This window comes from Pseudomonas sp. PSB18 (assembly GCF_014596565.1).
Lineage (GTDB): Bacteria > Pseudomonadota > Gammaproteobacteria > Pseudomonadales > Pseudomonadaceae > Aquipseudomonas.
On sequence record NZ_NOIN01000007.1, the window covers coordinates 196,752 to 223,635 of the forward strand.

26 protein-coding genes are annotated in these 26,884 nt (G+C 56.3%); 17 read left to right on the forward strand and 9 right to left on the reverse strand.

All coding sequences use genetic code 11. The annotated features are described in order from the left end of the window. Window positions 1–876: a LysR family transcriptional regulator gene (locus CGA22_RS18095; protein ID WP_041020381.1), complete on the reverse strand. Its 876-nt coding sequence runs from the start codon at window positions 874–876 to the stop codon at window positions 1–3. Between the two features lie 123 nt (window positions 877–999). On the opposite strand from CGA22_RS18095, the gene CGA22_RS18100 reads away from it, so the two are divergent. Beyond that, window positions 1,000–1,869, forward strand: a complete 870-nt coding sequence (locus CGA22_RS18100) for an NmrA/HSCARG family protein (protein ID WP_188258666.1) — start codon at window positions 1,000–1,002, stop codon at window positions 1,867–1,869. Between the two features lie 82 nt (window positions 1,870–1,951). Here the strand turns inward: CGA22_RS18100 and dctA are convergent, their stop codons facing one another. Together dctA and CGA22_RS18110 are read right to left on the reverse strand one after the other, a co-directional pair. Beyond that, window positions 1,952–3,259 carry a C4-dicarboxylate transporter DctA gene (gene dctA / locus CGA22_RS18105; protein ID WP_041021419.1) on the reverse strand — a complete coding sequence of 436 codons (1,308 nt, stop codon included), beginning with the start codon at window positions 3,257–3,259 and terminating at the stop codon, window positions 1,952–1,954. Window positions 3,260–3,362: 103 nt separating this feature from the next. Next, entirely contained in the window at window positions 3,363–4,532 is a 1,170-nt protein-coding gene (locus CGA22_RS18110) for a mandelate racemase/muconate lactonizing enzyme family protein (RefSeq protein WP_041021420.1), read from the reverse strand. A 99-nt stretch (window positions 4,533–4,631) separates the two neighbouring features. Here CGA22_RS18110 and CGA22_RS18115 point away from each other — a divergent pair, with 99 nt between their 5' ends. Next, window positions 4,632–5,525, forward strand: coding sequence for a LysR family transcriptional regulator (locus tag CGA22_RS18115; protein WP_041021421.1), 894 nt, complete (start codon window positions 4,632–4,634; stop codon window positions 5,523–5,525). 188 nt (window positions 5,526–5,713) lie between these two features. On the opposite strand, the gene CGA22_RS18120 is transcribed toward CGA22_RS18115, so the two are convergent. The 3 genes from CGA22_RS18120 to CGA22_RS18130 all read right to left on the reverse strand — a co-directional run bounded on the left by CGA22_RS18120 (window position 5,714) and on the right by CGA22_RS18130 (window position 9,410). Continuing rightward, window positions 5,714–7,129, reverse strand: coding sequence for an amino acid permease (locus CGA22_RS18120; protein WP_041021422.1), 1,416 nt, complete (start codon window positions 7,127–7,129; stop codon window positions 5,714–5,716). Between the two features lie 143 nt (window positions 7,130–7,272). Then, the gene (locus CGA22_RS18125; RefSeq protein WP_041021423.1) at window positions 7,273–8,325 is read right to left on the reverse strand and encodes an ornithine cyclodeaminase; all 1,053 of its coding nucleotides are present in this window, start codon (window positions 8,323–8,325) and stop codon (window positions 7,273–7,275) included. Window positions 8,326–8,375: 50 nt separating this feature from the next. Next, window positions 8,376–9,410 (reverse strand): histone deacetylase family protein, encoded by a 1,035-nt coding sequence (locus CGA22_RS18130; RefSeq protein WP_041021424.1) that lies wholly within the window; start codon window positions 9,408–9,410, stop codon window positions 8,376–8,378. 119 nt (window positions 9,411–9,529) lie between these two features. On the opposite strand from CGA22_RS18130, the gene CGA22_RS18135 reads away from it, so the two are divergent. Next, on the forward strand, window positions 9,530–10,030 hold the full coding sequence (locus CGA22_RS18135; protein WP_024778535.1) for an Lrp/AsnC family transcriptional regulator: 501 nt from the start codon (window positions 9,530–9,532) through the stop codon (window positions 10,028–10,030). Window positions 10,031–10,058: 28 nt separating this feature from the next. Here the strand turns inward: CGA22_RS18135 and CGA22_RS18140 are convergent, their stop codons facing one another. Continuing rightward, the gene (locus CGA22_RS18140) at window positions 10,059–11,036 is read right to left on the reverse strand and encodes a LysR family transcriptional regulator (RefSeq protein ID WP_041021425.1); all 978 of its coding nucleotides are present in this window, start codon (window positions 11,034–11,036) and stop codon (window positions 10,059–10,061) included. A 154-nt stretch (window positions 11,037–11,190) separates the two neighbouring features. On the opposite strand from CGA22_RS18140, the gene CGA22_RS18145 reads away from it, so the two are divergent. The 5 genes from CGA22_RS18145 (at window position 11,191) to CGA22_RS18165 (ending at window position 16,055) form a co-directional block, all read left to right on the forward strand. Further along, window positions 11,191–12,501, forward strand: coding sequence for an MFS transporter (locus CGA22_RS18145; RefSeq protein WP_041021426.1), 1,311 nt, complete (start codon window positions 11,191–11,193; stop codon window positions 12,499–12,501). Then, window positions 12,501–13,256 (forward strand): class II aldolase/adducin family protein, encoded by a 756-nt coding sequence (locus CGA22_RS18150; protein ID WP_041021427.1) that lies wholly within the window; start codon window positions 12,501–12,503, stop codon window positions 13,254–13,256. The genes CGA22_RS18145 and CGA22_RS18150 overlap by 1 nt, the downstream gene beginning before the upstream one ends. 2 nt (window positions 13,257–13,258) lie before the next feature. Further along, complete coding sequence (locus tag CGA22_RS18155; RefSeq protein WP_041021428.1) at window positions 13,259–14,191, forward strand: 2-hydroxyacid dehydrogenase; 933 nt, start codon at window positions 13,259–13,261, stop codon at window positions 14,189–14,191. A gap of 89 nt (window positions 14,192–14,280) precedes the next feature. After that, window positions 14,281–15,303, forward strand: coding sequence for a histone deacetylase family protein (locus CGA22_RS18160; RefSeq protein ID WP_041021429.1), 1,023 nt, complete (start codon window positions 14,281–14,283; stop codon window positions 15,301–15,303). A 203-nt stretch (window positions 15,304–15,506) separates the two neighbouring features. Beyond that, window positions 15,507–16,055, forward strand: coding sequence for a hypothetical protein (locus tag CGA22_RS18165; RefSeq protein ID WP_041021430.1), 549 nt, complete (start codon window positions 15,507–15,509; stop codon window positions 16,053–16,055). A gap of 517 nt (window positions 16,056–16,572) precedes the next feature. On the opposite strand, the gene CGA22_RS18170 is transcribed toward CGA22_RS18165, so the two are convergent. Next, complete coding sequence (locus CGA22_RS18170) at window positions 16,573–17,175, reverse strand: XRE family transcriptional regulator (RefSeq protein WP_041021432.1); 603 nt, start codon at window positions 17,173–17,175, stop codon at window positions 16,573–16,575. Window positions 17,176–17,335: 160 nt separating this feature from the next. Between CGA22_RS18170 and CGA22_RS18175 the strand changes: the two genes are divergently transcribed. Together CGA22_RS18175 and CGA22_RS18180 are read left to right on the forward strand one after the other, a co-directional pair. Further along, entirely contained in the window at window positions 17,336–18,031 is a 696-nt protein-coding gene (locus CGA22_RS18175; protein WP_041021433.1) for a B3/4 domain-containing protein, read from the forward strand. Window positions 18,032–18,060: 29 nt separating this feature from the next. Then, window positions 18,061–18,954 (forward strand): dihydrodipicolinate synthase family protein, encoded by an 894-nt coding sequence (locus CGA22_RS18180; protein WP_041021434.1) that lies wholly within the window; start codon window positions 18,061–18,063, stop codon window positions 18,952–18,954. Between the two features lie 55 nt (window positions 18,955–19,009). Here CGA22_RS18180 and CGA22_RS18185 read toward each other — a convergent pair whose 3' ends face one another. Continuing rightward, entirely contained in the window at window positions 19,010–19,393 is a 384-nt protein-coding gene (locus tag CGA22_RS18185; protein ID WP_223194834.1) for a DinB family protein, read from the reverse strand. A 338-nt stretch (window positions 19,394–19,731) separates the two neighbouring features. Between CGA22_RS18185 and thrC the strand changes: the two genes are divergently transcribed. From thrC to CGA22_RS18220, 7 genes are all read left to right on the forward strand, one after another. After that, complete coding sequence (thrC, locus tag CGA22_RS18190) at window positions 19,732–21,135, forward strand: threonine synthase (RefSeq protein ID WP_041021435.1); 1,404 nt, start codon at window positions 19,732–19,734, stop codon at window positions 21,133–21,135. A 14-nt stretch (window positions 21,136–21,149) separates the two neighbouring features. Continuing rightward, the gene (locus CGA22_RS18195) at window positions 21,150–21,587 is read left to right on the forward strand and encodes an Lrp/AsnC family transcriptional regulator (RefSeq protein ID WP_027606629.1); all 438 of its coding nucleotides are present in this window, start codon (window positions 21,150–21,152) and stop codon (window positions 21,585–21,587) included. A 117-nt stretch (window positions 21,588–21,704) separates the two neighbouring features. After that, entirely contained in the window at window positions 21,705–22,754 is a 1,050-nt protein-coding gene (locus tag CGA22_RS18200) for a homoserine dehydrogenase (RefSeq protein ID WP_041021436.1), read from the forward strand. A gap of 2 nt (window positions 22,755–22,756) precedes the next feature. Further along, entirely contained in the window at window positions 22,757–24,175 is a 1,419-nt protein-coding gene (locus CGA22_RS18205) for an aldehyde dehydrogenase family protein (protein ID WP_188258667.1), read from the forward strand. A gap of 51 nt (window positions 24,176–24,226) precedes the next feature. Continuing rightward, complete coding sequence (locus CGA22_RS18210) at window positions 24,227–25,429, forward strand: trans-sulfuration enzyme family protein (protein WP_041021438.1); 1,203 nt, start codon at window positions 24,227–24,229, stop codon at window positions 25,427–25,429. 142 nt (window positions 25,430–25,571) lie between these two features. Continuing rightward, window positions 25,572–25,889, forward strand: a complete 318-nt coding sequence (locus CGA22_RS18215; protein WP_041021439.1) for a DMT family transporter — start codon at window positions 25,572–25,574, stop codon at window positions 25,887–25,889. 174 nt (window positions 25,890–26,063) lie between these two features. Next, window positions 26,064–26,846, forward strand: coding sequence for a transporter substrate-binding domain-containing protein (locus tag CGA22_RS18220; protein WP_041021440.1), 783 nt, complete (start codon window positions 26,064–26,066; stop codon window positions 26,844–26,846). Window positions 26,847–26,884 lie beyond the last annotated feature (38 nt).

The following is a 26,884-nucleotide window of genomic DNA, read 5'->3' on the forward strand; positions in this document are numbered from 1 at the left end:
CTATCCATTCAGAACCAGCGCCATGTCCGGGTATCTATCACACAGGAAATCGACAAATGCGCGCACCTTGGGCGCAGCAAGGCGCCTGGAGGTATGCAAGATCCACAGCGCTGGCTCCACACCCGATACGGTGCCCCATTGAACCAACTCGCCACGCGCTAGCGGACCCCATGCTATGGACTGTGGGATGAGTGCCGCACCGCCACCGGCGATGGCTGCATCGCGGACCATCAGGAACGACGAAAAGCGCAGTTTCGGGATCGGCTCCAGGATCAGTTGTCCTGCGTCGAGATTCCACTGGGTGGGCTGAAAAGTCGTCGTGACGATGCCGGGCACGGATCTGATTGCGCCGGGCGCCGGCTTGGGGATTCCAGGTGCAGCCACGACCACCAGCCGGTCCTTGGCGAAACACCGTCCGACCAGATTGCTGTCCGGGCTCGGGTTGATCCGGATGGCGACGTCGAACTGTTCTTCCACAAGGTCCACTGCGCGGTCTTCCGCCGTGACTTCAATCTCGATTTCCGGGTAGGCCGCGCAGAACTCGGCGCCAATGCGCCCCATTGCAAGCTGGGAGAACAGGACCGGGGCGGCTACCCGCAAGTGCCCTCGGGGTGTCGAAACGCCTTCGCGTGCCGCCGTCATGGCTTCGGAGACTTCGTTCAGCAGGCCCTCCGTTCGCGACATCAGACTCTCGCCGGCTTCGGTCAGCTTCAGGCCGCGGGCACTGCGCTCGATCAGCCTCACACCCAGTTGCTCTTCAAGATCGCTGATGCGTCGCGACAAGGTGGCTTTGGAAATGCCGCTCGCACGGCTTGCCTTTCCCAGGCCCCCATTGGTTGCGACAAGGATGAAGTCGGTCAGTGAGTTCAGGTTCATGGTGTTCCATATATGAAACGAGGTATCTGGATTTTGTGGTCTTTGTTTCTTGAGTGCAACGGAATACTTTCTCTTCGTCGTCATCTCAATGACCCGTCCAGATATTCACGCAGGAGATTCAAAATGAGCATTCTCGTTGTTGGTGCCACTGGCACTGTTGGTTCACTCGTTACCCAAGGGCTTGCCAGCGCGGGCGCTGAAGTCAAGGCCCTGGTGCGCCAGCCGGGCAAGCGCGACTTCCCGGCGGGTGTCACTGAAGTCGTCGCTGACCTCACCGACGTCGTCTCGATGCGCGCCGCGCTGGCGTCGGTGCGTACGCTGTTTCTGCTCAACGCCGTGACGCCCGATGAGGTGACCCAAGCGCTCATCACGCTGAACCTCGCTCGGGAGGCTGGCATCGAGCGCATCGTCTACCTGTCGGTGATTCATGCAGACACGTTCACCCATGTTCCGCACTTCACCGGCAAGCACACGGTTGAACGCATGATCGAAAGCCTCGACATCCCCGCGACCATCCTGCGTCCGGCTTACTTCATGCAAAACGAACTCATGGTCCTGCAGACGATTCAGGACTACTCGGTATACCCGATGCCAATCGGCTCGGCGGGCGCTGCGATGATCGATGCCCGTGATATCGCTGATGTGGCCGTCGCAGAGCTGCTGCGACGCGACAAGGCACCTTCTGCCCTGGATCGGGTGACGCTGGAGTTGGTCGGGCCCCAGGTATTGACCGGTGCCTCCGTGGCGAAGATCTGGAGTTCAACCCTGGGGCGTGACATCGCCTACGGCGGTGATGATGTAGCGGCCTTCGAGGCACAATTGGCTGCGTACGGTCCCAGCTGGTTGGCGTATGACATGCGCCTGATGATGGAGGGTATCCAGACGCTTGGCATGCAAGCGGCCGAAGGCACCGTGGAGCGGTTGCAGGCTCTCATTGGACATCCCCTGCGTACTTATGAAGCCTTCGTGCGCGAGGCGGTTGCCGGGGTGTAGGTCGACTTCCTGATTGCACGAGACTTGGACAGCAGCACCGGTCATAGCCGTTTTGAAGCGGAATGACCGGGCGCTTTGCGGACTATTTTTCCGCCAGCGATGCCTTCCTTCCCGCCTTTTCGTGCTTCATCGCGGCGATTTCACGTTCGCAGGCTTCGACATCGAACGAGTTGTCCCACTTGGCAATGGCGAGGGTGCCGATGCCATTGCCGATCAGGTTGGTCACGGCCCGCGCTTCGTTGAGGAACCGGTCGATGCCCAGGAGCAATACCAGGCCCACCAGAGGAATGGAGTGGATGGTCGTGAGCGTTGCAGCCAACGTCACAAACCCCGCACCCGCCACACCAGCCGAGCCTTTTGAGGTCAGCAGGAATACGCCCAGCAGAATCATCTGATCCATGAAGGTCAATGGCGTGTTGGTTGCCTGGGCGATGAAAATGGCTGCCATGGTGAGATAGATACAGGTGCCGTCGGCATTGAAGGTGTATCCAGTAGGCAGCACCATGCCCACCACCGATTTTTTGCAGCCAAGCTTTTCCAGCTTCACCATCATTCGTGGCAGCACAGCTTCGGTTGAGCAGGTGCCAAGCGTGATGAAAATTTCATCCTTGAAATAGCGCAGGAACTGTATCAGCGGCATGCCCGACCATCTGGCCACTGCACCCAGCACGACTACGATGAAAATCAAGGTGGTGATGTAGAGCGCCAGCAGCAACTGGCCCAGTGACAGCAAGGTGCCGATTCCGTATTTGCCGATAGTGAATGCCATGCCGGCGCCGGCACCGATCGGGGCCAGGCGCATGACCATTGCGACGACCTTGAACAGGCCCTGCAGGAACAGATCGATGGTGTTGATCAACGGCTTGCTGGTTTCGCCCATTTGAACCAGGGCAACACCCATCAGAACCGAAAGCAGGATGACCTGAAGCATGACGCCATTGGAGAATGCGCCAATGAAGGTCTGGGGGATGATGTTGAGAAAGAATTCGATGATGCCGCCTTGCTCATTGGCGGCCTGGCTGTACTTGTTGATAGCACTGGCATCAAGCGCGTTGGCGTTGATGTTCATCCCTACGCCAGGCTTGACGACGTTGACCACGATCAGGCCGATGACCAAGGCGATGGTTGAAAGAATCTCGAAGTAGATCAACGCTTTTACGCCAATGCGCCCGACCTCTTTGATACTGCCCATCTTCGCGATACCCACGACGACCGTACCGAAAATAATGGGGGCCAAGAGCATTTTGATCAGTTTGATGAAGCCATCGGCAAAGGGTTGGAGCTTGGCGCCGATATCAGGCACGAAGTAGCCGATTGCTGCACCGATCACGATGCCGATCAGCACTTGCACATACAGCTGGCCATACCAGCGGGACTTGGACATTTCCACGGAAGCACCTCATTTTATTGTTGTGATGGGGCAGGTGGTGTAGCGTCGGTGGGGGACGCCTGAATTCGCGGCCTCGTCCAACGAGGCCGCAGATCGAGGGTGATCAGCCTTCGCCCAACGCGCGCATGACGGCATACAAGGCAGACTTGGCTTCGAAGCCAACCCCTGGAATGTCCGGCAGGCCAACGTAGCCATTCTCGACGCGGATGCCGTCAGCGAAGCCGCCGAAAGGCTGGAATACATCCGGATACGATTCGTTGCCGCCCAGGTGCAGGCCGGCGGCGATGTTCAGGGACATCTGGTGACCGCCGTGAGGAACCACGCGGCGCGAGGACCAGCCCATTTCCTCCATCACCTTCAGGGTGCGCATGTACTCCACAAGCCCGTAGGACAGCGCGCAATCGAACTGCAGGTAGTCGCGATCAGGGCGCATGCCGCCATGGCGCAGAAGATTGCGGGCATCCTGGTGGGAGAACAGGTTCTCCCCGGTCGCCATTGGCAGTTCATAGTGATTGGCAAGCTCGGCCTGCAGCGCATAGTCCAGCGGATCGCCCACCTCTTCGTACCAGAAGAGGTTGTACTTCTTGATGGCTTCAGCGTACGCAATACCGGTCTGAAGATCGAAACGACCGTTGGCATCGACCGCCAGGCGACGACCGTCGCCTACCACTTCAAGCACTGCTTCGATGCGACGAATATCTTCGTCCAGCGGCACCGCACCAATCTTCATCTTGACGACGTCGTAGCCACGGTCCAGATAGCTCTGCATTTCTGCCTTGAGTTTGGTTTGATCCTTGCCTGGGTAGTAGTAGCCGCCCGCTGCGTAGACCCAGACCTTGTCATCTGCCACGCCGCCACGGTAACGGTCGGCCAGCAGGCGATACAGCGGTTTGCCTTCAATCTTGGCGACCGCATCCCATACCGCCATGTCGAGGGTGCCGACGGCGACGGAGCGCTCACCGTGCCCCCCTGGCTTTTCGTTGGTCATCAGGGTTTTCCAGATGGCGAACGGGTCCAGGTTGTTGTTTTCATGGTCGACGAGGGAGTCGGGATCCGCTTCTGTGACACGCGCCAGGAAGCGATCACGCATCAGTGCGCCTTGACCGTAGCGGCCGTTGGAGTTGAAGCCGTAACCGATGACGGGTTTGCCGTCGCGAATCACATCCGTGATGACAGCGACGACCGAGCAGGTCATTTTCGAGAAGTCGATGTAGGCGTTGGCAATCGGAGAGGCAATGGACACTGTTTGTTCACGGATGTCGACGATACGCATGACGGGTTCCTCTTGTTATGTGTGAGGCCACGTTATGCTTTGCGACATCACCCGCCCAATGCTATTAATGCCGCACCCTATGCACAGGAGGCATGGCCCTTGGAACTCGTCTGGCTCGAAGATCTTTCAGCACTGGCGGAGTACGGCAGCTTCGTCCGCGCGGCTGAAGCACGCCATGTGACTCAGCCGGCCTTTAGCCGCAGAGTCCGTTCACTGGAGAACTGGATGGGGGTGGAGTTGTTCGTGCGCACACCACAAGGCGCCACCCTGACTGACGCAGGCAGACAGATTCTGCCCAGTGCACAGGAAGCGGCCAGGCAGCTGTATCGAATGCGCAACGAGGCGCAAGAGGTCGCTGGAATGGCAGCCAGGTCGCTGCAATTCGCGGCCACTCACTCGCTGTCGTTTACCTTTTTCCCCAAGTGGCTTCGAAGCTCGGAAAATGGCGCCCCAATTGAGGCCGTGAAGCTGCATTCAGACAGCATGGCTGCCTGTGAGCAGATGCTGATACATGGTCAGGTTCAGTTTCTGCTCTGCCATCGCCATCCCGACGTTCCGCCTTTACTGGCGCCTGATCAGTTCATCAGCAAGAAGATCGGAGAGGACGTTCTCGTGCCTCTCGCAAGTGCTTCCGCTGATTTCGGTACCTCGCCTGCGGCGTTGCCATACCTCGCTTACACCCATGAGTCCGGACTGGGGCGCATCGTTGCCCACAGACTGCGTGGCAAGGAAGACTACCTTCACCTCAAGCCACTTTTCAGCAGTCATCTTGCAGCGGTGCTCATGTCCATGGCCTTGGAAAGCAAAGGTGTGGCGTGGTTGCCCAAGAGCCTCACCGAGCAGGAAATCCTGGATGGGCGCTTGGTCAGAGCGCTCGACGAAAGCTGGGATATACCCCTGGAAATTCACCTCACCCGCCCAAAAGCGACTCTCAGTCAGGCAGCCGAAGATTTCTGGGGAAGGGCGGGTAGGGATCCGCAGCCGTCCAGATGAAGTGTTGCGTTGCTTTGGGTTCAGAGACTATCCGGATCCCCGAAGAACATTTTTGTCAGGGCTCTGGGACGGTGTTTTTAGCTTGAGTAAAATGTTGATATGGCCACTGCACACCTCTGCTCAGCGATTCAAATAGAGGGCTGTCTCTTTGTGACAGCCCTCCAGCGCAGAGGCCCCGTTAGAGCAGTTCAACCGAATTGACTTGCCGATTCAACTGCGGTTTCAGGCTTCCTCCTACGTGTTAACTGATAAGCAATTGCCAGCCATATGAACCACCCCGGCATGACCAGCAGGGCAACGCGGGTGTCAGGTCTTAATGCCAGCAGGCAGAGAACGAAGCCCAGAAAAGCCATTGAGAACCATGCCATCGGGACGCCGCCTGGCATCTTGTAAGCAGATTTGGCATGAAGCTCAGGACGCTTTTTGCGATAGGCAATGTAAGACGCGAGGATGGTCGACCAAGTGAAGATCACCAGAATCGCTGATACGGTGGAAACGATGGTGAATGCCGTCATGACTTCCGGAACGATGAACAGCACGAGCACACCCAGCAGCATCAATAGTGTAGTGAAGGCCAGGCTCAGCAGAGGCACGCTGTTGCCCGATAGTCGCCGAAAAATACCCGGAGCATTGTCTTGATTCGCCAGCCCGAACAGCATACGGCTGGAAGAGAATACGCCACTGTTGGCCGATGAGGCCGCCGAGGTCAGCACCACGAAGTTGACGATACCGGCCGCTGCGGGGAACCCGGCGACGAGGAACAGTTCGACAAAAGGGCTTTTGACGGGGGAAACCTGTTGCCACGATGTCACGGCAATAATGCAGCTCAGCGCGAGGACGTAGAACAGGATGATCCGCAGCGGAATGGAGTTGATGGCTTTGGGCAGGGTCTTCTCCGGCGAGCGGGTTTCAGCGGCGGCGGTGCCGATCAGCTCGGTGCCGGCGAAGGAGAAGATCGCCATCTGAAATCCGGCGAAGAAGCCAAGTAAGCCGTTAGGGAAAGCCGCCTGTTTGTCCACCAGGTGACTCAGGGACGCGGTGACGCCACTGGGGGAGACGAAGGAGCTGGCAATCAGCACGGTGCTGACGCCGATCAGGGTAACGACGGCAATGATCTTGATGATCGCGAACCAGAACTCCACCTCACCGAACAGCTTGACCGTGAGCACGTTCAAGGCGAACAGTGTCGCCAGCATGCCGACGGCGGGTATCCACGCCGGCACATCAGGGAACCAGTACTGGAAGAATCCGCCGACCACGACGGCGTCGCCGATCACCGCTACGCTCCAGCTCAGCCAGTACGACCAGCCGAGAAAGAACGCCGCGCGCGGGCCGAGGTAGGCACCGGCGAAGTCGGCAAAGGTTTTGAAGTTGAGGTTGGACAGGAGCATTTCGCCCATGGCACGCATGACGAAAAACACGAACAGACCGATGATCATGTAGATGAGGATGATCGACGTCCCGGAGAGGGCGATAATCTTCCCGGAGCCCATGAACAGGCCGGTCCCGATGGCACCGCCCATGGCCATTAACTGGATGTGACGATTGCTGAGCGTGCGCTGCAGCGCGGGCTGTTCAAGCAGCCCGGAAGGGTTCGATTTCATTGCAAAACCTCTTGATTTTATGTTTTTGAGTTTTGGCAGAAAGTAGATGACGAGCGTTCTTGTTAGAGAGGCAGCGGCTAATCAAAACGATGCCTGGAGGGTGAATGGCCCCTCGCCAAGTGGCGAAGGGCGGTCATCACCGATCAACCGACGGTGCGTAGATGCGAGGCTTTGGCCGGTGGCGGATCGAGCAGTTGGAAGAGATTTTTGATGTTGGCCGGCGTCGGGACCAGGTGGACGCGCTGGCCGATTTGCTGTGCCCGAGCCAGGTCGTTGAGATAGCGCAATGAAGAAAAGTCTTCCAAGGCAAAGCCCACCGAATCAAACACCGTCACCTGCATATCGTTTTCGCGTCCGGCCACTTCGCCCTGCACAATCCGGAAAAACTCGACCACTGGGGAATCGGCTTCCAGTTGCTGAATGTCGCCTTCAATGCGGGTTTGCGGCTCGAACTCGACGATGACCCGGGCGTTGCGCAGGATGTCGGCGTGCAGTTCGGTTTTACCCGGGCAATCACCACCGACCGCATTGATGTGCATGCCGGGCTCGATCATCTCGGGCGTCAAAATGGTTGCGTAGGCTTTGTCGGCGGTGACTGTGGTGACGATGTCCGCGCCCTTGACCGCGTCCTTCACCGAGCTGGCCAGAATCACTTCAATGTCCGGGAACGCCGCGAGGTTGTGTTTCAGTTTGAAGGACGCTTCTTGATCGATATCGAAAATGCGGATTTCGTTGATGCCCAACATTTCATGAAACGCCAGCGCCTGAAATTCACTTTGGGCACCGTTGCCGATCAGGGCCATCGAGGTCGCACCGGGGCGAGCCAGCGATTGCGCGACCAACGCGGAGGTGGCTGCGGTGCGCACGGCGGTGGTCAGGGTGAGTTCGCTGAGCAGGGTGGGATAGCCACTCTGCACATCCGCCAGAAGCCCGAAGGCCATCACCGTCAGTAAATTCTGCTGGCCGTTGTTGGGGTGGCCGTTGACGTATTTGAACGAGTACTGCTGGCCATCGTCGGTCGGCATCAACTCGATTACGCCGTCTGTTGAGTGGTTAGCCGTGCGCGGTGATTTATCAAACTGCGCCCAGCGTGCGTAGTCGGCTTCGATGTAGCCTGCCATTTCGCGGATGGCGCGGCGGATACCGACTTGGGTGAACAGGCGTGCAGCATCATCGACATCTATGAAAAGCGTCATGTTCTTATTCTCCGATCCAGACATTGAAAGGCTGTAGAGCGTGGGGCGGCTCAGCTGCGTTTGCTCTCGAAGCCGTGCAGTACGTTGACGGCATTGATGCCGATTTCATCGACCATGTAGCCGCCCTCCATTACGAACAGGGTCGGGCAGCCGACGCTCGCGATCAGTTCACCGATGCCGATGAAGTCATCACTTTCCAGCAGGAAGTGACTGATGGGGTCGTCCTTGAACGTGTCGACTCCCAAGGAAATCACCAGCACTTCAGGCGAGAACTGCTGGAGTTTTTTGCAGGCGTGGAGCAGGGCGTTGCGGTAGCTCTCCCAGGTGGTGTTTTTCGGCAGGGGATAGTTGAGGTTGTAACCCTCGCCGACACCCGCGCCGACTTCGTGGCTGTAACCCGAGAAATACGGGTAGGACACCGCCGGTTCGCCGTGCAGCGACACGAACATGACGTCGCTGCGCTGATAAAAAATGTTCTGCGTGCCGTTGCCGTGATGGAAGTCGACGTCCAGCACCGCGACACGTTTGGCGCCCCGGGTGATGGCCTGTTGCGCGGCAATGGCGGCGTTGTTGAGGTAACAGTAACCGCCCATGTATTCGCGCGCGGCGTGATGGCCAGGCGGGCGGCACAGGGCGAAGGTACTGTCGTGGCCTTCATCGAGCAGGGCCAGGCCGGTGAGGGCGATATCGGCGCTGGTTTTCACGGCTTGCCAGGTCGTCGCGGTAATGGGTGAGCCGGCGTCCATGGCATAGAAGCCGAGCTTGCCGTCGATGAACGTTGGCACCTCTTCGCCGGCCAGATCGCGCACCGGCCATACCAGCGGCAAGGCGTCGTGAGTGCGACCGGTTGCGCACCATTCGCTCCAGGCATTTTCCAGAAAACTGACGTAGCGCTCGCTGTGCGCGTTGACGTAACACGAGCGGTCAAAAGCGCGCGGTTCGATGATCTGACCAAGGCCAACCTGCTTGACGCGGTTGTGCACAGTGTCGGCCCGACTTGGCTGTTCGAAAGACGGTTTGAGCACGCCGTCTTTCAATTCGGTGCCGTGGTGCAACCGGTGGGAATCACTGAAAACTGTAAACATTCTGCGCATCCGTTAATGTGAGCCAGTGCAAATATTCTGTTCCGGCCGGGCTGCACTTTCTTTGCTTTGTTTTCGTGGCTTGGGGGATTATTCGGGCGTTTTTACTCAGGAGTGGCGTCATGCAGAAAAAAATATCCAAGCGTATCAGTCTCGATGAAACCGATCTGGCCATTCTGGAGTTGTTGCAGGAGGACGCGAACATTTCCAATGCCGAACTCAGTGAGCGGCTGTCGTTGAGCCTTACTCCGTGCTGGCGGCGGCGCAAGCGAATGGAGGAGGCGGGTGTCATCAAGGGCTATCAAGCCAACCTAGATCGGCGAATGCTCGGGCTGGATATCATGGCATTCGTGCACATTCGCTTTTCTACCCATGCCGATCACGCTCCGGATGCCTTCGAGGCAGTGATTGCGCAGTTGCCAGAGGTATTGGCCTGCCACAAGATCACTGGAGACGCCGACTACGTGCTTCAAGTGTTGGCAGAGGATCTTGATAGCTATAGCGACTTTATCGAGCAAGTGCTGAGGCGCCAGGTCGGTATCGCGTCTATTCAGTCGAGTCTGGCCTTGCGCGAAATCAAAGCGGGTAGCCGTATGGCCATACCCAAATTGAGCAAGGATTGAATTTCGGACGTTCTGGGCTGACAAGGCGCTAAAACCTTCCCGCCACGTCCGTCGTCATAAGCATCTGCTGGAAGCGCTCCAGAAAGACCGACTCGGCGCGGGTCATCTTTTGTTCGCGATTCCAGAGCAAATAGACGTTCACATCGCTGACGCCCTCCCAGGGCGGCAGGCGCCAGATTTCATCGGCTTGCACATCAGCGGCGACAATGTGCTCGGGCAAGCAGCCAATGCCATATCCGGCAGCGACCAGACGCAGTATTTCATCCAGGCTGGGTGAGGACGCAACAATGCGCCCAGTGAAGCCTTGTTGATCCCTGAACACTGTCAGCGGCGATAAATTGCCGCCGATTTGGTCACTGGTGAAACTCACAAAATTTTCGCCTTGCAGGTCTGACAAGGTCAGGTTCTTGCGACCAAACAGCCGATGGCGCTTCCCACAGAAAAACGCATATCGCTGTTCCAGCATCACCCGCTGTTCGAGGCGGGGCTGCGGTGTTCGGCACAGGCTCAAACCGAAAGACGCGGTCTTTTGAAGCAGCGCGCTGATCACATCCGAGCTGCGCAGTACATCAACTTCCAGTTCCACTTGAGGAAACTCATTGTGGAACTGCGCCAGGAATTCATCGTAGCTGCGAGACTGGATACGGCTGATGGTCAGCAGCCTGATTTTACCCGTGACCAACTCGGCAGGCGCATCCAGCGCCGGGCCTAAACGGGAGATCGTGCCGTAAATCTCTGCAGCGATCTGCATGACTTCCTCGCCGGCCTTGGACAGCGTGATGCGAGGCCCGCGCCGCACGACCAACTCACTTGAAAGTTGCTCCTCCAGTCTTTTGAGCGCCTGACTGACTGCCGGTTGACTCAGGTGCAGGCGGGCGGCGGCCCGACTAATGCTGCCCTCCTGGCCGATAACAAGGAAGGTGCGTAACAGGTTCCAGTCCAGGCGATCGTTGAGAAAACGCTTTGCTTCGGGGTCCCGCTGAAAACCAGACGATGAGAGAGTCATTATTGCCCAGGCTTATACTCAAGTATTTAGATTAGAAGCTTTTCCTAAGCATAGGGCTTGGCGCACCATCCAGCAATGCACCGTGAGAGTGCCACTTTCATGCTGACGCATGACCTATCTCCTGCCTATAACAATGATTCTCGGGAGCCCTCGGATGACTAGCAAAACCTCCACGCCACGGCGTGCCGCAGCCGCCGCATTTATCGGCACCACCATCGAGTTCTATGACTACTACATCTATGCCTTCGCTGCGGCATTGGTGTTGGGACAGCTGTTCTTTCCCAGTGAAAACCCGATGCTCAGCACCATGGCCGCGTTCGGCAGCTTCGCTGTCGGCTTCATCGCTCGGCCGTTCGCAGGGATGGTATTCGGCCATCTGGGTGACCGCCTGGGCCGCAAGAAAATGCTGCTGGTGACCATCGTGCTGATGGGCGTTGCGACGACCGGTATAGGCGTGTTGCCCACTTACGCCCAGGCGGGCATCTGGGCGCCTGTCGGCCTGGTGTTGCTACGGCTTCTGCAAGGTATTTCTGTCGGTGGCGAATGGGGCGGTGCGGTACTCATGGCCAGCGAGCACGCGCCCAAGGGACGTAAAGTGTTTTTTGCTTCGTTCGCCCAATGGGGCAGCCCTGCCGGCCTGTTGCTGGCGCTGATTGCATTTCGCTTGATCAGTGAAATGGAGCAGGAAACCCTGATGAGTTGGGGCTGGCGCATTCCGTTTCTGATGAGCGGCGTGCTGATGATAGTCGGCCTGGCGATTCGCTTCGGTGTGCCTGAATCGCCAGAGTTCGCCGAGGTCAAGGAGAGCGCCCAGACCTCTGACAGCCCGGTAATGGAAGTGCTGCGCACGGGCTGGAAGAACATTCTTTTCGCTGCACTGGCCGTCACCATCGGTTCGGGCGGTTTCTTCTTCACCAACACCTTCATGATCAGCTACGTCACCCAGTATCAGGGCATCGCCAAGACCACGATCCTGGACTGCCTGTTTGTGGTCACCATCCTGCAGTTCCTTTCGCAACCCTGTTCGGCACTGCTGGCCGAGCGGCTGGGTGAAGGACGGTTCCTCAGGTGGGTGGCGTCGCTGTGTATCGTGGTGCCGTATCCGATGTTCTTGTTGGTACAGACCGGCAACCTGTTCTACATGACCGCAGGTATTGCCCTGGCCGTGATCCTGCTGGCGGCGTTGTATGCCGTGATTGCCGGCTACATGGCTGAAGCCTTCCCGGCGCGGGTGCGGTATTCGGGCATTTCGATCGCCTATCAACTCGGCAGCGGCTTGACCGGCGGCCTGACACCGATGATAGGCACCTTCATCGCCGCTCAGTTTACGGGGCAGTGGGTGCCTTTGGCACTGTTCTTCAGCGTATTGGCCCTGATGTCGCTGACTGGGGTGTTGGGGCTGGCACATTTGCGCAGCGTTAACGCCAACCCGGTCAGCCTGTCCACTAGCCAAGGAGTTGCATAATGGGCAAACCCCTCGCCATGTCAGAGATCGAATGGCAATCGCGCTGCGAGTTGGCAGCGCTGTATCGGGTGATCGCTTACTACCGTATGACTGACCTGATCGATACTCATATCACCCTGCGTGTACCGGGGGTGGAGCGATATTTTCTGATCAACCGTTACGGCGTGGCGTTCGAAAAAATGCGCGCCAGCGATCTAGTGTTGATCGATCTGGAAGGCAACTTGGTCGAAAGCAGCTACAACGGTGGCAAGGTTAACGCCGCCGGATTCGTCATTCACTCTGCCATCCATGAAGCGCGCCCGGACCTGCACTGCATCATCCACACCCACACCGCGAGCGGTATGGCAGTGGCGGCCCAGCGCGACGGCCTGCTGCCGCTGACCCAGCATGCCTTGAAATTCTACGGCAACTTGGCTTATCACACGTACGAAGGCATCGCGTTATCGCTGGAGGAACGCGAGCGGCTGATCGCCGATCTGGGCTCGCACAAAGCGATGATCCTGCGTAACCACGGCCTGCTCGCGGCCGGTGGCAGCGTGGCGGCGGCGTTCCACGAGATCTACTTCCTGGAGCGCGCCTGCCAGGCGCAGATCCAGGCGATGTCCGCCGGGGTGGCGCTGAACGTCCCGGACGAAGCCGTATGCCTCCACACTGCTGCGCAGTTCAGCCGTGACGGGATCGACGGGATCATCGATCTGGCCTGGCAGGCCGCGCTCAGTCTGATCGACGAGCAGCGCGCCGATTGGTGCAGTTGACCATGGCCAGCCTCGTGTTGTTGTGCCAGAACCCGGCGTTGACCGATTGGCTGGCCGGGCTGCTCGCCAGCCATGCACCGCACTTGCAGGTGCTGCGCCCTGAAGATCCAGGCGCACGGCAGGCCGAGATCGCGGTGTGCTGGTTCCCGCCAGCGGGCAGCTTCGGTGCCTTACCGAACTTGCGCCTGGTGTACTCGATTGGCTCGGGGGTCGATCATTTGGCCCAGGACCCTTCGCGTGACCCCGCGCTGCCGGTATGTCGGGTCGTCGACCCCGATCACACCCAGGGTATGAGCGAGTACGTGCATTGGGGGGTGCTGCACTTTCACCGCGGCTTCGACCAGGTCATAACCGGAAACGCTACGCAACGCTGGCAGCGTCCGCTGCAGCGCCGTGCGCAAGGCTTCAAGGTCGGGGTGATGGGCCTCGGAGCGATCGGGGCACCGGTGGCCACGCGGCTGGCCGAGGCCGGCTACGACGTGCGCGGTTGGGCTCGCACGCCTCGAGTAATCGACGGCGTGAGCACCTTCAGCGGAGCGTCCGCGCTGCAGGGGTTTCTTGCGGAGCTGGATGTGCTCGTCAACTTGCTGCCGCTGACCGCCGCCACACAAGGTGTACTGGACTGTGAGGTGTTCCGGTACATGGCGCGAGGCAGTGCCTTGATCAATTGCGGGCGTGGCCAGCACCTCAATCAGTTGGACCTGCAACAGGCCCTGGCCAGCGGGCAACTGCGTGGCGCCTTGCTTGATGTGTTTGAACAGGAACCGCTGCCTGCGGATTCGCCGCTATGGCACACCCCTGGGGTATGGGTGACACCGCACATGGCGTCTGCCGCCTCGGATCAATGCATCGCCCAACAGGTCGCCGACAACGTCTTGCGGCTGACAGCGGGACTGGCATTGAAGAATCTGGTCGATCCCATACAGGGTTATTGAGCGGACAGAGAACTAATCACTGAGCGTTGCGTGCTGCGTTGTCGGCGCGAGGCGTGTGCATTCTGAATTGTCTTGGCATGAGGTCATCCATGAAAACATTTTTCCATCCGGCACAGCGTCTGCACCATCCACGCTCCTACCTGTCGCGTGGGCAAATGCGCGAGCCGCTAGAGGTCCCCGGGCGTATCGACCCGCTGCTGACGGTGATCAAGAAGCTCGGCTACCCGCTGCTGGAGCCCGCCGATTCCGGTCTGGCGCCACTGGCCGCGGTGCACAGCCCGGCCTATCTGAAATACCTGAGCAGCGCTTACCAGCAGTGGCACGAGGTGCCTGAGGACTGGGGCGATGAGGTGATGTCGAACATTTTCATCCGCGAGGGCAATCCGCTGCGCGGAATCCTGGGCAAGACCGCGCGCTACCTGGCCGACGGCAGTTGCCCGATTGGCCAATACACCTGGCAGGCCGCGTACTGGTCAGCGCAAAGTGCGGTAGCCGCCGCCCAGGCGATTATCGAAGGCGATGACGCCGCATACGCACTGTGCCGTCCACCGGGACACCATGCCCGTGCCGAAGGCGCTGGCGGCTTCTGTTTTCTGAATAATGCGGCGATTGCCGCCCAGGTGTTGCGAGGCAACTTCGCCAAAGTCGCGGTGCTGGATACTGACATGCACCACGGTCAGGGCATTCAGGAGATTTTCTACGACCGCGATGACGTGCTCTACGTGTCGATCCATGGCGACCCCACCAACTTTTACCCGGTAGTGGCCGGCTTCGACGACGAAACCGGCACGGGCCGAGGTAAGGGTTTCAACTTGAACCTGCCGATGGCCCACGGCTCCAGCGAGGCGGATTTCTTCGCTTGCATGGACCAGGCAGAGGCTGCCTTACGCACCTTCGCCCCGGACGTACTGGTGCTGTCGCTGGGCTTTGATATCTACGAAAACGATCCGCAGTCCAAGGTCGCCGTTAGCGATGAAGGTTTCCGGAGGCTGGGGCAGCGAATCAAGGCGCTGGGTCTGCCGTGCGTAGTGGTGCAGGAAGGCGGTTATGACATCGCCACTCTCGATGAAAACGCCGCGCGATTCTTCGACGGCTTGACCGCTTCGCGCTGATGGTCATTCGCCCGGGCTGATTAACCCGCACGGTTTCCAGCCCGGGCTCCTCGCGAAGGGTATCAACCCCCATATTGGCCGCAAATATAAGCGACACGCTGCGGCTGTGAACAACATCCTGGACAAGTGAGCAGGCAAGTAGGCTAGCCTGTTCGCACGACAGGCCATCGGTGTTCGACGGCCTGAAAATAAAGGCGCTATCAATGTCGAAGCATTTGCTGTTGGGCTGGACCCTTTCCTTGTGCGTGCTTGCTGCCTTGAGCGGCTCGGCCACCATGGCAGTTGCCGCCCCGCCTAACGCTACGGCGGCATCGGACATGCAATCGGTGTCCCTGGCGGGCGGCAAGCTGAACTTCGAGCTGGAAGGCGTCGAGGCCCGTACCTTGAACAGCGAGAACGGCGGCACGATGTACTTCGATCCGAAAAGCGAGCGGGCCATCATCGTTACCGAAGGTCCGGCACCGACTGCGGGCACCACCCCGGACGCTGCGTTTCGCATTGCCGTGGATACCTTGAAGGATAAGCGGCAGGCCGCGTCACCCAACTTTCGCATGACCAGCGAGAAGACCATTCAGGTGAACGGCTTGAGGATGTACCGCCTGGACGGCACCGACGATTTCAACGGCCTGAAACTGCTGATGGCCTCGTTGATGACGATGAGCGATCAGAAGATCACCATCATCGAAGTGATGTCCAGCGAAAACGACCCGGCTGGCCATACCGCTGCGTTGAAGAACATTCTGGGCAAGTAAACCGCAGTTTTCTGGATAGTAGGCTGTCGGCTCCCGACGGTCTGTCTATCACCAGGAGCCCACATGATCTCGTGCGCAAAGCTTGCCAGCTCGGCAGACTTGAACGCCAACCATTGCTCGTCGACATACGCGAATGCGCGCGCCTCCTTGAGGAGATGCGCCTCGATTCAGGCGGTCTTGGTCTTGAGCAGAGCGGTATGGTTAGCCAGGACCGAAATTAACAATAACGCCTTGTTAAAACAGCTGCTTTTATGGAACTCACTGGAACTCCATTTACAAGCTATCGGGGTCCCCGAAGAACATTTTAACAGGGCTCTAGAACGGTATTTTAAGGCTGAAAAACGCTAAATGTGCCCCCAATTTTGCCCCCAGTCACATGCGCTGCTCGAGCAATTGTGAATGCGCGCCTTGGCGGTGATCCACCGCAGTAATTGATCGGCTTCAGTGGTACAACCCCTTTGAAATTGGCAGGTTCGTCCACTTTGCAGATGCTTACTGACTGCCAGCCTGCTGCTATCTACTGATGCATCTCCGTCACGGACATAGTGAATACCAACTTCGATCTGCCAGCGTTGGAATAGGAATGGGGGACATCGGTTTTGGCCACTGCCGAACTCCCCGCAGGAATGACCAACTCTGTTTCCCCTACCACACATTTCAGCGCGCCTTTTTCCACATGAAACAGCTCAAGCGTGCCCTGAGGATGCCCCTGTGAAGAGAAGGATTCGCCTGGGTGCATTTCCCAACGCCACAGTTCGATCATATTAGGTCCGGACGTTCCAGCCAGAAGGCGCGCCGTTCCTCCCAGGTCCCCGGTCCAGAGCGTGGGGATATCTTGGCTGTCGATGATATGGGCGGATGGGGCCTCGCTCACATTGACGATGTCTGCAACGGACAGGCCCAGCGCGGCGGCGATTTTGCAAAGGATGCCGATACTGGGGTTCGCCGTACATTTCTCTATTTCAACAACCATTCCTTTGCTCACGCCAGCACGGCGGGAAAGTTCATCCAACGTGATCTTCTGTGTTTTGCGTGCCTGTTTAAGTGTGCGCGCAACGGCCAGGCTGACGGCATGAGCATCAGCGCCAGGGGTAGTCGACAGACTGGTATTGGTGGTCATTGATGAAGGTCATGAGAAAAAAGTGCTGGGATTCTCGGCCTTTATAAGTAGCTCCGTCAATCGGCTCAGCCGTTATAGCAGATGATAATGGTCATTATATTGACTTTATTGGTCGTCGCTGACTAGCATGAAATGACATTTAGGTTCCTGGAGGTCTTTGATGCTGTCCGTACTGCCGTTAATCGATCAAGCCGTTGCCGAGCTGGCGCCGGAGTTCAGGGCCCTGAGTATCGTGGTGGAAGCTGCACCACTGGCTCATCCTGAGGTGGCCCAGGCTGCGCTGGACCGTGCTTGCAAGGCTGTGCAGGAAGGTGGGCCAAGCTGGGGAGAAGGCCATCTGGCTGCATGGGCTGAGACCTTTCGAAAGTTTGGGGCCAAGCCGCAGCGCACACCTTGTTCAGCTGAAGCGCTGCGTAAACGAGTTTTACGTGACGGCAGCTTGCCTAGCCTGGATCCCATCGTCGATCTCTACAACGCAATCAGCATTGAGTACGCCATCCCGGTTGGCGGGGAAAACATTGAAGCCTATGTGGGCTCTCCACGGCTGGTAGTCGCTGATGGCACTGAGCCTTTTGACACGATGAAAGAGGGTGCTGCTGCCTTCGAGTATCCGGATGCCGGCGAGGTTGTCTGGCGCGATGACAAAGGCGTGACCTGCCGTCGCTGGAATTGGCGGCAAGGTGTCAGGACCCGTCTCGGTGCTGACGCGAGGAGCATGTGGTTCATTCTGGAGAGTCTGCCGGCGATGCCGCTTGAAGCCTTGACGGAAGCGGGGGACAAACTCATCGAAGGGTTGCAGCAAATGATGCCAGGCGTCCAGATCGAAAGCTCACTGATTGGTCCTGGGGCCAAATAGTCGATAGACCACTGCAAGGAGTGATGACGATGTTTACCGGTCTTAGTGCATTTCCTCTGACCCCTATGGATGAGCAGGGTGTGGACGAAAATGCTTTTACTTGTCTTGTGCAGCAATTGGTGGCAGCTAAAGTAGATTCCATCGGGGCTCTAGGATCCACCGGAAGCTATGCGTATCTTTCTCGAGCCGAACGTTCTCGAGTTGCTCAGTTGGCAGTAGAGGCTGCGGAGGACGTGCCTGTGATGGTGAGCATCGGCGCGCTGCGTACACGCGACGTTTTGCTGCTGGCTGAGGATGCGCAAGCCGTGGGGGTCAAAGCCTTGCTGCTGCCACCCGTGTCATATCAAAAACTGACTCAGGACGATGTGTTCTCGATGTACGAAATGGTTTCGGCCAACGTCTCAATCCCGCTATGTATCTATGACAATCCTGGTACCACTCATTTCGAATTTACCGATGAGTTACACGGGCGTATTGCAGAGCTACCCAATGTCAGCTCAATCAAAATCCCTGGCGTCCCCGAGGCGCCGCATCTGGCCAGGGAGCGTGTGGTGCGCCTGCGGAAATTGATTCCGAGTCACGTGACTATTGGAATAAGCGGCGATGCGTTTGCCGCTGTTGGAATGAATGCCGGCTGCGATGCCTGGTATTCGGTCATGGGCGGTTTGTTCCCCAATACGGCGCTCGCCATCACACGAGCAGCATTGTCAGGTGACGCCTTTGAGGCTATGCGCCTCTCCGAATCCTTGAAGCCGCTTTGGGCATTGTTCAGCCAATTCGGCGGTAGCTTTCGCGTGATAGCCACTGCAGCGGAGCTACGCGGTATTACTCACTCTCCGAGCGTGCCTTTGCCGCTTAGAACCATCGAAGGGGAAGGACGCAAGCAAATTGCAGCGGTGATAGACGCGCTCGAATTGAGCTGAGCACTGCGGTGAACACTCTGCCTCATCACAGTTGCGGAGGCAGAAATCCAACTGCCTACAGTTTCAAAAACGTTGGGAAATGATCTTGGTGTCCCTCCAGGATTTCCCTGGGAAGGATCGTGCTAACACTTCCTCGATGCTGCAGGCCATGAGAAAGCACGTGAGCAAGGATTTGTTCTTTGGTCATGTTGCCGGGTTTGCCATCCTTGAAAATAAATTCCACCGGTTCAGACAGCTCCTTTGCAGTGACTGAGTTCGTGTAATCGACAAACCATTGATTTGCCGTTGTGAAAGCCTCTTCCAACTGACGAATGTCTTGCCGCTGCTCAGTGACGACGTCGTCAAATTCCTCCGGTTTTCCCTGCAGTCTGGCGATGAATAGTTGGTCCACAATATTGATGTGCCTGAGCCAATAACAGGCCTTCTTCCATTTCCCCAGGAAACGACTGCGAAATGGGCGCTTTCAAGCACCTGAATAACACATCCTCAGACCATGCCTTGTACTGATAAAGCGAGTGCAGCAGATTCTTGGCACACATGGTGTTCTCCCATTTCTAAGCATTGTCGGCCCTCGCACATCCCATGGGCTTGGACAAAAGGGGGGTTCGTGTAACGGGAACGGAGTACCGTTAGCGAGGTATGATGGTCGATATATTGACTTTTATGGTCATTGGTATGAAGCTGGATCAAAGGCGATTAACGCTACCGCATTGAATTCCGGAGAAGCCCCAGCTTGCAGGTGGCCGGCTCGGAAATGGCTTGAGGGTGTCTTGGATCATGAAATACGTCAGCACACGGACCCCAGGTAGAACGTACGAATTCAGCGAGGTGCTGATGGGGGCGTACGCGCCTGACGGTGGCTTGTACGTGCCGCACAAGGTTCCCCGCTTCAAAAAGGAGGAGCTCTCAAAGCTCGAATGGTTGCCCTTCCATGAATTGGCTCGCTACGTAATCGAGCCCTTTCTGGGGGGATGGATCGAGCAGGATCTGTTGTCTCGGATGCTTGAGGAGATTTTTGATTGTTTTAAAAGCAACGCAGTGACACCGCTGTACCAGACCGCAAGTAACGAGTGGATACTCGAATTGTTTCATGGGCCGTCAGGCGTCTACCAAGACGTTGGCCTTCAGTTGATGTCTCGCTTTATCGATCATGATTTACTCAGGTCTGGTAAGAAGGCGCTGATTATAGGTTGTACAGGTGGAGATACTGGCGCCGCAGCAATAAAAGCATTTTCGGGAATGAAGGGCGTTACGTTGTTGGTATTGCATCCTTCCATGGGGTTAACGGCGGAGGATCGCCTACGCTTACTGGGTACGCACGAAGATAATGTTGTGAATGTTGCGGTCGACGGAGACTATTCTGATTGTCATCGTTTGTGTGAGCAGTTCCTGAAACAAAGTAGTAATGCACGGCAGCATCTTATTTCGTTTAACTCAGTGCACTGGGTTCGCGTACTTGCGCACCTCTCCTTCTATTTCTATTCTGCTCTTCAGCTCGGTGCGCCTAAAAGAGAGATTGCTTTCAGTGTCCCGACTGGAAATTTTGGCGCCCTGTACGCTGGTTATATTGCCAAGCAAATGGGACTGCCGATTCGACAGCTTATCGTTGCCACGAATGCTAACGCCGGACTGCATAACTTTCTCCAATCAAATCTGTACAGTCGAAATGAAATTCGTGCTACCAAAATTCCCACTATGAATGTTTCATTAGCCTCTAATTTTGAGCGCCTACAGTGGAGCATTTTAAATCGATGCGGAGAAAAAGTAGCTCGTAATATGCAGTTGCTAGAAGGTGAGGGAACTATTCAGTTAGCGCAGGATGAATGGTTGGATGCACGCAAACTGTTTGACTCACTGGCTGTGGACGATGCAGACGCATTCAGTTGTATTCATGAGGTCTTTGCAGAGAGTGGATATCTGGTCAGTCCCAATACCGCTATCGGCTTGCGCGCTGCACGTGTAAGCAGACGCAGCTTGATGATCCCCATGATTTGCCTGGCAACCACACATCCGTCGAAAGTTGGCACTGCAACCCAAAAGTCAGAGATTGTTGGCTACCTAAATACAATTGGTGTTCCTGTAGTTGCTGAACAAGACTGTACTTCAATTCCCAACGACGTCAGGTCGCTGATCTCACTGGTCAGGGCATTATCAAAAGACACGGAGTCTCACTCGTTATAAGTCCGGAGCCAGAGATGAAGCGTGTTTTAGATAAAGTTGATGAAAAGATTTTGGAGGAGCTAACTCGCAATGCACGGTTGGCCCACAACGATATTGCCCTAAAAGTGAATTTATCCAGGAACGCAGTCAGGCTGCGGATTGAGCGATTGGAGCGCGATGGGTATGTCCGAGGCTACACAATTATTAAAGGTATGCCTTCAGCTGATGCAGGACCCATTAATGCATTAATCTTCGTTTATCGTAAAGATCGTATGCGAGATTCAGAAGTTGTTCGCTCCGTTGGTGCAATGCCTGAAGTTATTTCCTGCAATGTGATGAGTGGCGACCTCGATATTGTACTGACGGTTCAGGCGATGAATGCAGATCGTATCCACAGGGTATGGAGTGAGATCTCGACGCTGCCGGGAGTCCTGAATACCGTAACGTCTTTTGTTCTGTCGAGCACAAAATAGCAAGTTGCGCTGTTGTACGAGCATTTTGCTCGCAACAACGTTCTGTTTGCCATATTCGTAAAGTTAAGTTGGCGGCTTACTATCTCAGCACCACAACATAACAATGAGAACCCTGTCGTGACTGAATACAAAATTGCATTGCTTGGATTTGGTGGCGTTAACCGCGCGCTGACCCAGCTTATTGCCGATAAGAATTCGCGTTGGGCCGATGAATTAGGTTTTACCTTGAAGATTGTCGGTGTCAGTGACCTTTACCTCGGTTCGATCATTAACAAAGACGGCCTGGACGCTCGTGAATTGGCAGCAGTGCCTGCTGCTAAAGGCAGTTTCAGGACCCTGGCCGGCGGGACTGCTGAGCCGGCAAACGAAACCGTTATCCGCTTCTCTGGCGCCGATATTGTCGCTGAGGCAACGTTCACCAATCCTGTGGATGGTGAACCGGCTACGACCTTCTGCCGCTGGGCTCTGGAAAAGGGCGTCAGTGTGGTGACCACCAACAAAGGGCCCGTGGCGCTGCATGCACAAAGCTTGAAGACGCTGGCCGATAGCACCGGCGCCCGCTTTGAATTTGAAGGTTCTGTCATGAGCGGGACCCCGGTTATCCGTTTGGCCAAGGAGTCACTGGCAGGCTCGGAAATCACCGGCTTCAAGGGGATCCTCAACGGTACTTCAAACTTTGTCCTCTCCAGCATGGAGACGGGGTTGGACTTCTCCAGTGCTGTCGCAAAAGCGCAGGAATTGGGGTATGCCGAAGCTGACCCAACAGCGGATGTAGAAGGGCACGATGTGCGCTTGAAGGTTGTCATCCTCGCCAATGAACTGCTAGGCGCAAAACTCAAACCAAGCGACGTCCTGTGCAAAGGGATTTCTGAAATCACGGCCAAGGATATTGCCGAGGCGACGAAAGCAAATGCCCGCTGGAAGCTGATTGGCAGCGCAGAGAAACGGAGCGATGGTTCGATTTCAGCATCAGTGAGTCCGAAGCTCTTGCCGGCGAGCGACGCGCTCTCAGCCGTGAGCGGAGCCACCAACGCAATTACCTTCAACACGGCCATTCTCGGTCCCGTCACTGTAGTGGGTGCGGGGGCAGGTCGTTTTGAAACCGCATTTGCCTTGCTCGCCGACATCGTAAGCATCCACAACCACAAAACCACGTCAGGTAAGTAATCATGAATAGCTTGAGTCTCTCGCTCGCTGCTGATTATAAGGCCATTACGGTGCTCAGCCCGTTTGACGGCAGCAAAGTGGGTGAAGTGGCAGACATACCCGCATCATCCGCTACCACGATAGTTGACACCGCCATTTTAGGTGCCTTGATTGCCAAGGATCTGCCACGCCATGAGCGTGCGCGTATCTTGGAAAAGGCCGCAAGCTCAGTCGAGCGTGACAAGGACTCCTTTGCCAAACTGATCGTCGCGGAGTCAGGAAAAACGCTGAAGCAGGCGCGAAAGGAGGTGTTGCGATGCGTCAATACCTTGAAGTTGTCTGCCGAAGAAGCCAAGCGCAATGCCGGTGAAGTCATTCCTTTTGACGCCTATGTCGGGTCTGAATCCCGTCAGGGCTGGTTCACCCGTGAACCGTTGGGCGTCATCGTTGCCATCACCCCTTACAACGACCCGCTTAACCTGGTCGCGCATAAATTGGGGCCTGCCATTGCAGGAGGAAATGCAGTTGTTCTCAAGCCGTCTGAGCTCACACCGCTATCAGCGATCAAGCTGGTGGAGTGCTTGATCGACGCGGGTCTGCCTCCGGTTGTTGTCACCGTTGCAACAGGCGGCGCCGCCCTGGGCAAGGCTCTTGTGGCCCACCGTGCGGTGCGCATGGTGTCTTTCACCGGCGGCTTTGTCACGGGTGAGCAGATCGCTCGTATAGCTGGCCTCAAGAAGCTAGCGATGGACCTTGGCGGTAATGCGCCGGTCATCGTGATGGCTGATTGTGATTTGGATGAAACCGTTGATTCATGCGTGTCGGGGGCTTTCTGGGCGGCCGGACAAAACTGCATCGGTACCCAACGGATCCTCATCGAGGCCTCACTCTATGAAGCCTTCAAAACGCGCTTTATTGAACAGACCTCTAAGTTGATCGTCGGTAACCCTGCAGATGAGCAGACGGATGTAGGGCCGATGATTACCGAGGCGTCAGCCAAGCGTACCGAGGAAGTGGTCAATGACGCCATTGCCAAAGGCGCCACGTTGTTGTTTGGCAACACATGTAACGGCTCGCTCTATTCACCTACCGTGCTGGAAGGCGTCGACCGCCAATGCAAGTTGTGGTGCGAAGAGGTGTTCAGTCCGGTAGTCATCCTTCAGAGCGTCGCCTCCCTGGATGAGGCATTGGCGCTGGCTAACGAACCTGAATACAGCCTGCATGCTGGGATCTTCACCAGCAATCTAAAGGTTGCAATGACCGCCGCTAAACGACTGGAGGCGGGCGGGGTGATGATCAACGACTCTTCCGACTACCGTTTTGATGCAATGCCTTTCGGCGGCTTCAAGTACGGGAGCATGGGTCGTGAGGGCGTACGTTTCGCTTACGAAGACATGACGCAACCCAAGGTCGTTTGCATTAACGGTGTGAGTGGAAGCTAAGCAACTCTCTCAACTCAAGAATGAAACACACAACAATAAAGAGGAAACGACATGCGCCCCGATAAGCACAACCTTTCGACATTATCTGCAGCGACACTTGCTGTTCATGGCGGCAATGTCGCGGATGTCACCAGTGGCGCCGTCCGTACACCATTGGTCATGGCAAACTCCTATCTCTTGCCGGAAGATCCGGCGACCATGGACTGGTCGAGCCCGGACGGGCTGGTGTACACACGCAATCAAGGCCACAACCAGGTTTGCCTTGAGAAAAAACTCGCAGCCCTTGAGGGTTGTGAAGATGCGGTGGTATTCGCGACCGGTGTTGCTGCCTTGCACTCGGTATTTTTTTCATTCTTGAAAAGTGGTGATCACGTCATCGTCAGTGACATCACCTACCAGGCAGTCTGGCGGCTTTTCGCCGAACTACTGCCTGAACGTTACGGCATTGAGGCAACCTTCGTAGACGTAGGTGACCTGGAATCGGTACGTAACGCCATTCGCCCCAATACCAAGCTGATCCACACTGAAACGATCGCCAACCCCACCACGAAAGTTGCAGACATTGCGGCATTGGCTGAGATTGCACATGCTCATGGCGCGCTGATCTCTGTGGATGCCACATTCACGCCGCCTCCATTTTTTCGTGCAAGTCAACACGGTGTCGACTTCGTCATTCACTCATTGACCAAGTACATCAATGGCCATGGTGATGCCATGGGCGGGGTAGTGATCGGCTCCAACCAGTTGATCAACAAGATCAAGAATGATGCCTTGGTTGACCTCGGCGCGACCATTTCGCCGTTCAACGCGTGGATGATCATGCGCGGCTCGGTCACGTTGCCTCTGCGCTTGAAGCAATTGTTGAACTCGGCCGAAAAGTTGGCTCAGTTTCTGGATAGCGATGATCGGATTGCCTACGTCTACTACCCCGGTTTGCCCTCCCACCCGCAGCATGAGTTGGCGCGCCGGCAATTTGCGGGCAAGGGCTATGGTGCAGTGATGGCGTTTGCCGTAGAGGGTGATCCTGATACCCAGAATCGCTTTGTCTCGAACCTGCGCATCATCACGTCGGCCGTTTCATTAGGGCATGACGAATCACTGATCGTGCACGTAGGTGCAGAGGGTCGAGGTGGATTTGACAAGTACCCCGAAGAGTTCCGCCAGTACGGTCATTTGCGTTTTTCTGTAGGGCTGGAAGACCCAGAAGACTTGATCAAGGATGTTGCGTTCGCGCTGGACGCAACATTCAAGTGATTTGAATACGGGCGCTATGTAACCAGGGTTTGGTCAACCCGTCTTTACCCCCGTCCTCGCGGGGGGCTTTTTAATAACGTTGACGTGTTGATTGCGCCTGGCGCAAACAGTCTTTGTGTTTTTTAACGATTGGGAGTTGCTCATGGCTTGGGTGAGTTTGATAGTTGCGGGGATATTTGAAGTTGTGTGGGCTTTTTCGATGAAACAATCTGAAGGGTTTACGCGATTGGTGCCCACGGTCATTACATTTGTCACCGTGGTTGCTAGTTTCGCGCTTTTATCCTTCTCGATGAAGAGCTTGCCGCTGGGTACGGCATACACCATCTGGACGGGGATCGGCGCTGTGGGGGCTTTTGCTGCGGGTATTTTCTTCATGGGTGAACCCGCCACGCTGTTGCGTATCGTGGCCGCCGTATTGATTGTCAGTGGATTGTTAATGATGAAATTGGTGTCTGCTTGAAAAGGCGAGCATTTTGCTCGTGATAACGTTCAATTTGCCATATTCGTAAAGTCGCCGTACTCAGGTAACGTTCAAGTCGAGATGCAGGTCTCGCTAAATAATAACGAGCGTCATGGTTAATGCTGTCGGATGTTTACTGCCCTTAATCCAACTACAATATCTAGGGATGTAATTATGATTTCGCTAAAGAAGCTATGTTTAGTAATGGGCTTGGCGTTGTGCACAAGTGCAGTGTCTGCCAAAGAATACTCCACCTTGCGTTTCGGCGTAGATGCCAATTACGCGCCGTTTGAGTCCAAGGCCGCCGATGGCAGCCTCAAGGGATTTGATATTGACTTGGGCAACGCGATTTGCGCCAAGCTTTCAGTCAAATGCATCTGGGTGGAAAGCGATTTTGATGGCCTGATTCCAGGCCTCAGGGCCGGCAAGTTCGACGGTATCCTGTCATCCATGACCGTGACGGCCACTCGTGAAAAAGCCATTGATTTTTCAAGCGAACTTTTCTCTGGATTCACGTCCTATGTGTTCAAGAAGGGGTCAGACCTGAGCACGGATGTGGCATCACTCAAAGGCAAAACGGTTGGCTATTTTCAAGGCAGTATCCAGGAAGCTTACGCCAAGGCCGTGCTGGACAAAGCCGGGGTAAAAATCCAGTCCTATCAGAACCAGGATCAGGTGTATTACGACCTGGTAGCGGGTCGGCTGGATGCATCCCTTCAGGATGCGCTTCAAGCCCAACTGGGTTTTATCAACTCCCCCCACGGCGCTGACTACGAAATGAGCCCGTCGGTCGAGAGCCCTTATCTTCCCTCCAAAACAGCCATCGGCATCGCCAAGGGCAATACAGAGCTCAAGGCCTTGCTGGATAAAGCGATCCAGGCTCTTCACGACGATGGCACCTATGATTCGATCCAGAAGCAGCATTTTGGCGATCTGAATCTTTACAGCGGCAAATAACCACCCGGCGCTCGTCCGCTGGATGGGCGTTTTCGCTA

Excerpts from the sequence above, each read along its gene's own strand:
- CGA22_RS18140 (WP_041021425.1), bottom strand. The coding sequence starts at position 11,036 with ATGACTCTCTCATCGTCTGGTTTTCAGCGGGACCCCGAAGCAAAGCGT.
- CGA22_RS18145 (WP_041021426.1), top strand. The coding sequence starts at position 11,191 with ATGACTAGCAAAACCTCCACGCCACGGCGTGCCGCAGCCGCCGCATTT.
- CGA22_RS18155 (WP_041021428.1), top strand. The coding sequence starts at position 13,259 with ATGGCCAGCCTCGTGTTGTTGTGCCAGAACCCGGCGTTGACCGATTGG.
- CGA22_RS18165 (WP_041021430.1), top strand. The coding sequence starts at position 15,507 with ATGTCGAAGCATTTGCTGTTGGGCTGGACCCTTTCCTTGTGCGTGCTT.
- CGA22_RS18160 (WP_041021429.1), top strand. The coding sequence starts at position 14,281 with ATGAAAACATTTTTCCATCCGGCACAGCGTCTGCACCATCCACGCTCC.
- CGA22_RS18170 (WP_041021432.1), bottom strand. The coding sequence starts at position 17,175 with ATGACCACCAATACCAGTCTGTCGACTACCCCTGGCGCTGATGCTCAT.
- CGA22_RS18130 (WP_041021424.1), bottom strand. The coding sequence starts at position 9,410 with ATGTTTACAGTTTTCAGTGATTCCCACCGGTTGCACCACGGCACCGAA.
- CGA22_RS18180 (WP_041021434.1), top strand. The coding sequence starts at position 18,061 with ATGTTTACCGGTCTTAGTGCATTTCCTCTGACCCCTATGGATGAGCAG.
- CGA22_RS18220 (WP_041021440.1), top strand. The coding sequence starts at position 26,064 with ATGATTTCGCTAAAGAAGCTATGTTTAGTAATGGGCTTGGCGTTGTGC.
- CGA22_RS18125 (WP_041021423.1), bottom strand. The coding sequence starts at position 8,325 with ATGACGCTTTTCATAGATGTCGATGATGCTGCACGCCTGTTCACCCAA.
- CGA22_RS18215 (WP_041021439.1), top strand. The coding sequence starts at position 25,572 with ATGGCTTGGGTGAGTTTGATAGTTGCGGGGATATTTGAAGTTGTGTGG.
- CGA22_RS18135 (WP_024778535.1), top strand. The coding sequence starts at position 9,530 with ATGCAGAAAAAAATATCCAAGCGTATCAGTCTCGATGAAACCGATCTG.
- CGA22_RS18100 (WP_188258666.1), top strand. The coding sequence starts at position 1,000 with ATGAGCATTCTCGTTGTTGGTGCCACTGGCACTGTTGGTTCACTCGTT.
- CGA22_RS18210 (WP_041021438.1), top strand. The coding sequence starts at position 24,227 with ATGCGCCCCGATAAGCACAACCTTTCGACATTATCTGCAGCGACACTT.
- CGA22_RS18205 (WP_188258667.1), top strand. The coding sequence starts at position 22,757 with ATGAATAGCTTGAGTCTCTCGCTCGCTGCTGATTATAAGGCCATTACG.
- thrC (WP_041021435.1), top strand. The coding sequence starts at position 19,732 with ATGAAATACGTCAGCACACGGACCCCAGGTAGAACGTACGAATTCAGC.
- CGA22_RS18175 (WP_041021433.1), top strand. The coding sequence starts at position 17,336 with ATGCTGTCCGTACTGCCGTTAATCGATCAAGCCGTTGCCGAGCTGGCG.
- CGA22_RS18195 (WP_027606629.1), top strand. The coding sequence starts at position 21,150 with ATGAAGCGTGTTTTAGATAAAGTTGATGAAAAGATTTTGGAGGAGCTA.
- CGA22_RS18150 (WP_041021427.1), top strand. The coding sequence starts at position 12,501 with ATGGGCAAACCCCTCGCCATGTCAGAGATCGAATGGCAATCGCGCTGC.
- CGA22_RS18095 (WP_041020381.1), bottom strand. The coding sequence starts at position 876 with ATGAACCTGAACTCACTGACCGACTTCATCCTTGTCGCAACCAATGGG.
- CGA22_RS18110 (WP_041021420.1), bottom strand. The coding sequence starts at position 4,532 with ATGCGTATCGTCGACATCCGTGAACAAACAGTGTCCATTGCCTCTCCG.
- CGA22_RS18120 (WP_041021422.1), bottom strand. The coding sequence starts at position 7,129 with ATGAAATCGAACCCTTCCGGGCTGCTTGAACAGCCCGCGCTGCAGCGC.